Consider the following 6,000-nt stretch of genomic DNA (forward strand, 5'->3'; position numbering starts at 1 on the left):
CGACTACTGGTACTTAGCAACGCCGAATAGCTGAAGCGTAAGCCGGGACACCACAGGCGAGCGACCTCGCCTTCCCCCGCCTCCATGTCCTCGGCCCCGACGGAGGCATGGGCACTGGAACTGCGCGCCGGCTCTTGCGAATCCTTGCGTTACACGGCTTTTCGGTCGGTCTTGCTCTAATGGCGCTCCACGATCTACAGAGAGGACGTTCACATGGGCGAGCCGATCAACGCGTTCGACACCAGACCAGGAACAGGGCCTGAGACGAGGGCCGGAAGCGGGGCAGGAACGCGGCGGAGAATGTTCGGCGTGGTGGCCGCGGGCGGGCTCGCCGGGCTGGGCCTGCTGGGGCAGCCGGCCCGCGCCGCCGTGGCCGGTGGTTCTGGCGGCGTGCGGCGGGTGGCCGACCGGGCCATGGACCGGTTCGACGAAGGATGGCGTAGCGGGAATTGGGCGCCGTTCCTGGCGATGGTGACCCCGCGATTCTCCTTCTGGTTCCCCGAGGGGCAGTGGCGGGGCCGCCACGAGGGGGAGGCCGGCCGGCGCGCGATCACCGAATGGACCAGGTTCCACGCGGAGAACGGCAATCGCGTGAGCGGGGAGCGGAGATCGGTGACGGTCATGGGTGACCGGGTTCTGTACGAGTACGACTCCAAAGGCGCGTCCCCCTCCACCGCCGGATACCTGAACTGGGAGACGATCATCGTGGAGGTGAAGGGCGAGCGGATCTCGGCGCTGCACGAGTACTGGGGCAACGTCCCGCCCACCGGGAGCTGACCCGTCTCCTGGCCCTCTGGAAAGGGGGTCCGGGAGACCTCCGGTGAAGGTCGCCCACGCACGCGCGTGAGCGAGACCGGCCGGAGGCGAGGTCCATGGTGAGGGCCGTACGCTCCGGGATGTAGGCGACGATCGCGTGCTCGGAGCGGGAGTGAGCTCCCGTGCTCGACGGGGCCGAGCCCGTCGAGCACGGGGCGGCCCAGCGCCGAGACGCAGTGGTGGAAGAGGACAACGACCTGTTCGGGCACCCTGACCTGTGGGCCTACGGCCGCTGTGTTGGACAGTGAGATCAGATGTGGAACATGGACAGGGAAGCCACACCAAGGCTCTGCTCGGCGCCGAACTCCTCGAACGTGCTGATGGGGCGGAAGCCGAGGCGGGCGGCGAGTTTCAGAGATCGCGTGTTCGCGGTCTGGGTCACGGCCAGGACCGGCTGGTCGGGGAGTTCGGCAGCCGCGGCGCGCAACACGGCCGTTGCCGCCTCGAACGCGAACCCCGCGCCCCACGCACTGCGCCGCAGTACATAGCCCAGTTCCAGTTCCTCGCCGTTCTCGGTGACATGCCCGGGGCGATCGGTCGACCGGCGGGCGAGCATCAACAATCCGATGAGGCGGTTCGTCGCGTTGTCCGCGATGACGTAATTGCCAGGGCTGGAGGTCGCGTTGGCGGCTTCGAAGTGCTGCTCGACGTCGCTCCGAGGCCGGGCACCGCCGATGTATTCCTGAACCTCGGGACCGGCTCGGCACGGGGGCAGGGTGACCGCCTGGCGGTGACGGGCCAAGCCCCTCGCCTGCGTGGGCGGCAGGCGAAGGGCTCGGCTGGGGACGCTCTCCGTTCGGGAGCCACTCGCGCCAGGACTTGATCCCTGTCGTCAGCAACCGCCGGGCGAGGCAGCCCCGCGACAAGCGCTGTTGGCGCAGCCCAGGAGTCCGCCTTGTTGAGATCGGCTCCTGCCGCTGGTGCACGGCGAACACGCCGATCCCACTGCCCCCGCTAGCTGGTGGCGCGCCAGGTGAGGGAGAGGCCGGTGGCGGCGCGTTCGGTGCGGATCTCCATCATGGTGCCCAGGATGGTGGCATGGTCGGACACGACGGGAACGGCGTCGTGCGTGTAGGTGATCCGGGTGCTGACGAGTACGGCACTGCCCTCAGGCTCGTGCAGGCGGCGCGCGGCGGCGGGGTCGAGCAGGCCGGGCCGGACCACCTCGGACGCCCGGGCGACCGCCACTCCCGCCTCGGCGAGCGCCGTGTAGAGGGAGACGGCGGTGAAGTCGCGGTCGCGGATCTGCTCGGCCACCGGTCGGCGGACCCAGGACACCTGGTGAACGGCGGGACGGCCGGCGAACTCGCGAACCCGTTCCAGCCGCAGGGCGGTGTCACCGGGACGCAGCCGCAGCTCCGCGGCGATCCGGGCGGGGGTCCGGCGCATCGCCCGCCCGGCCACCACGGTGCGCACGTCGTGGCCCTGTTCCCGCAGATCGTCGGCCAGACTGCGGAGCGAGCCGAGCTGGTACGCCAGGTGGGGAGGGGCCACGAATGTGCCCTTGCCGGGCCGCTGCACGATCAGCCTCTCGTCGCTGAGCTCCCGCAACGCCTGGCGCAGCGTCATGAGGGTCACCCCGTAGGAGGCGCTCAGCTCCCGTTGCGGGGGCAGGGCCTCACCGGGGGCGTAGTGTCCCGACCGGATCTTCGCGGCGAGGTCGGCGGCGATGGCGCGGTATCTCGCCTCGTGCCCGGCGTCGGGGCTCATCGTGGTACGTCACTCCTGGTCGAGGGCCCGGCGCAGGGTCGCGAGGAAGGCCCGCAGGTCGTCCGGTCCTGCCCCGTCGAGCACCCGCCGCATGACCGCGGCGCCGACCACCACGCCGTCGGCGTACCGGCCGGCCTCCCGCGCCTGGTCAGGCGTGGAAATGCCAAATCCTAGCAAGACCGGCCGGTCGGTGCTGCGCCTGATCCGCGCGGTGAGCTCCGCCGCCGAGGCGGCGAGGGCGGCCCGCTCGCCGGTGGTGCCCATCAGCGACACCGCGTAGACGAATCCGCGGCTGCGGTGCGAGATTTCTTCCAGTCTCGGCCGCGGCGTCGACGGCGAGGCCAGCAGGACGAGTTCGACCTCGGCGGCGGCGGCCACGTCCGTCAGTTCGTCCGCCTCATGCACCGGCAGGTCGGGCACGATCAGACCACTGACGCCGGCCTGGCGCAGCGCGGCGCAGAACGCCTCGGGCCCGTCATGCAGCACCAGGTTGTAGTAGGTGCTGGCGACCAGTGGCACGCCCAGGTCCCGGACCTCGGCCAGGTCGGCGAGGATCCGGCGGGTGCTCGCCCCCCGGGCCAGCGCCGTGTCGCTCGCCTGCTGGATGGTGACGCCGTCGAGCGTGGGGTCGGAGAACGGCAGGCCGACCTCGATCGCGTCCGCCCCGGCGGCGGCGAACGCCCGCAAGTAGTCCGTCCAGCCGGGCGTGATGCCCCCGGTCACGTACGGCATGAGCAGACCGCGACCGGTGTCCCGTCGGGCGCGCAGGTGGCGTTCGACCGCGCCCGCGGCCAGGATGTTCGTCACACCAGCTCCTTCAGGGTGGAGATGTCCTTGTCGCCCCGGCCGGACAACGTCATCAGGACCGTCGATCCTGCGGGCAGTTCGCCGCCGCCCGCCGCACGGATCACCCAGGCGAGGGCGTGCGCCGATTCGAGCGCCGGGACGATGCCCTCGGTGCGCGCCAGTCGTACCGCCGCGGCGACCGCCTCCTCGTCGGTCACCGTGACGTACCGGGCCCGGCCCAGGTCGCGCAGGTGGGCGTGCTCCGGGCCGACCCCCGGGTAGTCGAGCCCGGCGGCGATGGAGTGCGCCTCGACGATCTGCCCGTCGTCGTCCTGCAGGAACAGCGAACGGCAGCCGTGCAGGACGCCGGGCCTGCCGCGGGCGGCACCGGCGCCGCCCTCCGCCTCGACACCGACGAAGCGCGCCGAGGTGTCGGCGAAGCCGGCGAACGTGCCCGCCGCGTTGGAGCCGCCGCCGACGCACGCGACCACGTGGTCCGGCACGCCGGTCCGCAGTTCGGCGGCGCACTGCGCGCGGGCCTCGTCGCCGATGACCCGCTGGAACTCCCTGACCATCCACGGGTACGGATCCGGCCCGATGACCGAGCCGACGCAGTAGTGGGAGTCGCCGGTGACGCCCACCCAGTGCCGCATGGCCTCGCTGGTCGCGTCCTTGAGCGTGCGGCTGCCCGTGGTGACCGGGATCACTTCGGCGCCCAGCATGCGCATCCGGACGACGTTCAGCGCCTGCCGCTCGATGTCGCGCTCGCCCATGAACACCGTGGCCTCGAGCCCGAGCAGCGCGGCGGCGGTCGCGGTGGCCACCCCGTGCTGGCCCGCTCCCGTCTCGGCGATCAGCCTGCGGCGTCCCATCCGCGCGGCGAGCAGGGCCTGGCCCAGCACGTTGTTGATCTTGTGGGACCCGGTGTGGGTGAGGTCCTCGCGCTTGAGGTACAGCCGCACGCCCAGCTCCTGCGACAGCCGCCGGGCCGGTGTGAGCGGGGTCGGCCGTCCGGCGTGCAGGGCGAGCAGCTCCGCCAGGGCGCCGCGGAAGCCCGGATCCGCCCGTGCCTCCCGGAACGCCTCGTCCACCTCGCGGCACGCCTCCACCAGGGACTCCGGCGCGTACTGCCCGCCGTACTCGCCGAACCGGCCCCGCCCTCGGGGCTCGCCCATCGTCCCGGCCGCCGGGACGGGTTCGCGCCATGGCGACACGTCTGGCATCACACGCTCACCTCGTTCTATAACTCTGCTTAGAGTTCTATAACAGTGAGTGTGGCACGGACGGTATGAGACGCGCCACCCCCCGGGGTGCGGATCGCGAGGTGGGGAGCGGGCGGTGTCAGCCGAAGGATGTAGCCCGATCTCCCCGGCCGGGAGGAGGTCCCACGGATCCGGGCCTGACTAGGCTCTCCTGAAGATCCGGCGCACCCGTCCCCCTCCCGAGGAATGCTCATGGCCTCTGCCCGCAAGACGCTGCTCACTGGTTCGATCACGTTTGTGGCGGGGCTGGCGCTATGGCTGTTCGGGCTCGATGTGGAGATCGTCATCTTCACGCCGTCAAAGGTCGGCGTGATCCTGATGGTCGTCGGCGGGCTGGAGATCTTGTACGGGGTCTACAAGGGCATGCGCACCGACAACGTGCGCGGCTGAGGTCCGTACGGAGTCCAGATCCTCAGGTGGGCCGAAGGCTTCGGCTCCAAAATCGTCAGCGGAAACGCTGAGCTACGGCACTGGGCGACGCGGATCTTTCGACGATCGCACCTGCGCGTGCCGGTGTCACTGGCCCTGCGGGTCTGCGGGCGGCGCGGCGGGGACGACGCAGGACAGGGCGTGGCGCAGGATGGGGGCGAACGAACCGGTGTTGCCGGGTTCGAGCCAGTGTCGTCCTGCCACGCGGATGGCGCCGGCCACCGCGGCGGCCATGACCGTGGGGAACAGATCGCGCCCGGATTCGGTGCCCGTGCGCGCCGCGATCGCCTCGGCGAGCGGCCCCTCCGCCATGGTGAACGCCTTCAGCGCCTCGCCTTCCAGCTCTGGCGTTGACATGATCATGCGCAGACCGGCCTTGTCGGGCTCGGGGTCGGTGTAGAGCTCGATGACGGCTGCGATGACGGCCTCGTCCAGCGGCTCGTCGGCGGGACGGGAGCGCAGCGCCTGCCCCACGCGCTTGGACTGATCGGCCTGGAAGGCACAGATCGCCTCCTCCCTGCTGGAGAAGTAGTTGTTGTAGGTGCGGGGTGAGACGCCCGCGGCCGTGGCGATGTCATGGACGCGGACGAGTGCCAGCCCGTGGGGCCCCTGGTCGATGGCCAGACGCAGCGCGGCGTTGCCGATCGCCTCCCTGGTGGCCTGCTTGTTGCGCGCCCGGAGACCCATCGCGTCATCGTTCATGTGCTCACCCTATCCCAGGGTTGCGTCTCACGCATTGTGTGCGTGACACGCAAGTTGTGGGTAGAGTGCGACTGCGACGCCTGGCACTCGCATCAGGAGAGTGCCAACACCAAGGTGTGCGCCGGGACGGCGAGGTCCGCCTTCCTGTGGACCGTCCGTCGCGGGCGCCGTCCCGGCAACCCCATCAAAAGCAGGAGCAGTGATGACTTCGAAGTTGATCGCGTTCGACGAGGAGGCCCGGCGCGGTCTCGAGCGTGGTATGAACCAGCTCGCCGACGCCGTCAAGGTGACCTTG

At 70.8% G+C, this 6,000-nt stretch carries 8 protein-coding genes; 3 read left to right on the forward strand and 5 right to left on the reverse strand.

Annotated features, from left to right (window positions below):
- Positions 1 to 213: 213 nt before the first annotated feature.
- Positions 214 to 777, forward strand: a complete 564-nt coding sequence (locus tag ABD844_RS25520; RefSeq protein ID WP_344882864.1) for a nuclear transport factor 2 family protein — start codon at positions 214 to 216, stop codon at positions 775 to 777.
- 161 nt (positions 778 to 938) lie between these two features.
- On the forward strand, positions 939 to 1,064 hold the full coding sequence (locus ABD844_RS25525; protein WP_344882867.1) for a hypothetical protein: 126 nt from the start codon (positions 939 to 941) through the stop codon (positions 1,062 to 1,064).
- Positions 1,065 to 1,066: 2 nt separating this feature from the next.
- On the opposite strand, the gene ABD844_RS25530 is transcribed toward ABD844_RS25525, so the two are convergent.
- The 4 genes from ABD844_RS25530 to trpB form a co-directional block, all read right to left on the reverse strand.
- Positions 1,067 to 1,558, reverse strand: coding sequence for a GNAT family N-acetyltransferase (locus tag ABD844_RS25530; protein ID WP_344882870.1), 492 nt, complete (start codon positions 1,556 to 1,558; stop codon positions 1,067 to 1,069).
- Positions 1,559 to 1,770: 212 nt separating this feature from the next.
- Positions 1,771 to 2,526 carry a GntR family transcriptional regulator gene (locus tag ABD844_RS25535; protein ID WP_344882873.1) on the reverse strand — a complete coding sequence of 252 codons (756 nt, stop codon included), beginning with the start codon at positions 2,524 to 2,526 and terminating at the stop codon, positions 1,771 to 1,773.
- A 9-nt stretch (positions 2,527 to 2,535) separates the two neighbouring features.
- Positions 2,536 to 3,333, reverse strand: coding sequence for a tryptophan synthase subunit alpha (gene trpA, locus ABD844_RS25540; protein ID WP_344882876.1), 798 nt, complete (start codon positions 3,331 to 3,333; stop codon positions 2,536 to 2,538).
- On the reverse strand, positions 3,330 to 4,535 hold the full coding sequence (gene trpB / locus ABD844_RS25545; protein WP_344882879.1) for a tryptophan synthase subunit beta: 1,206 nt from the start codon (positions 4,533 to 4,535) through the stop codon (positions 3,330 to 3,332). The genes trpA and trpB overlap by 4 nt, the downstream gene beginning before the upstream one ends.
- 231 nt (positions 4,536 to 4,766) lie before the next feature.
- Here trpB and ABD844_RS25550 point away from each other — a divergent pair, with 231 nt between their 5' ends.
- Positions 4,767 to 4,964: a DUF5708 family protein gene (locus ABD844_RS25550; RefSeq protein WP_344882882.1), complete on the forward strand. Its 198-nt coding sequence runs from the start codon at positions 4,767 to 4,769 to the stop codon at positions 4,962 to 4,964.
- 126 nt (positions 4,965 to 5,090) lie between these two features.
- On the opposite strand, the gene ABD844_RS25555 is transcribed toward ABD844_RS25550, so the two are convergent.
- Positions 5,091 to 5,705: a TetR/AcrR family transcriptional regulator gene (locus ABD844_RS25555; RefSeq protein ID WP_344882885.1), complete on the reverse strand. Its 615-nt coding sequence runs from the start codon at positions 5,703 to 5,705 to the stop codon at positions 5,091 to 5,093.
- Between the last annotated feature and the right edge of the window lie 295 nt (positions 5,706 to 6,000).

It is taken from the genome of Nonomuraea antimicrobica, assembly GCF_039536965.1.
In the GTDB taxonomy this organism is placed as follows: domain Bacteria; phylum Actinomycetota; class Actinomycetes; order Streptosporangiales; family Streptosporangiaceae; genus Nonomuraea; species Nonomuraea antimicrobica.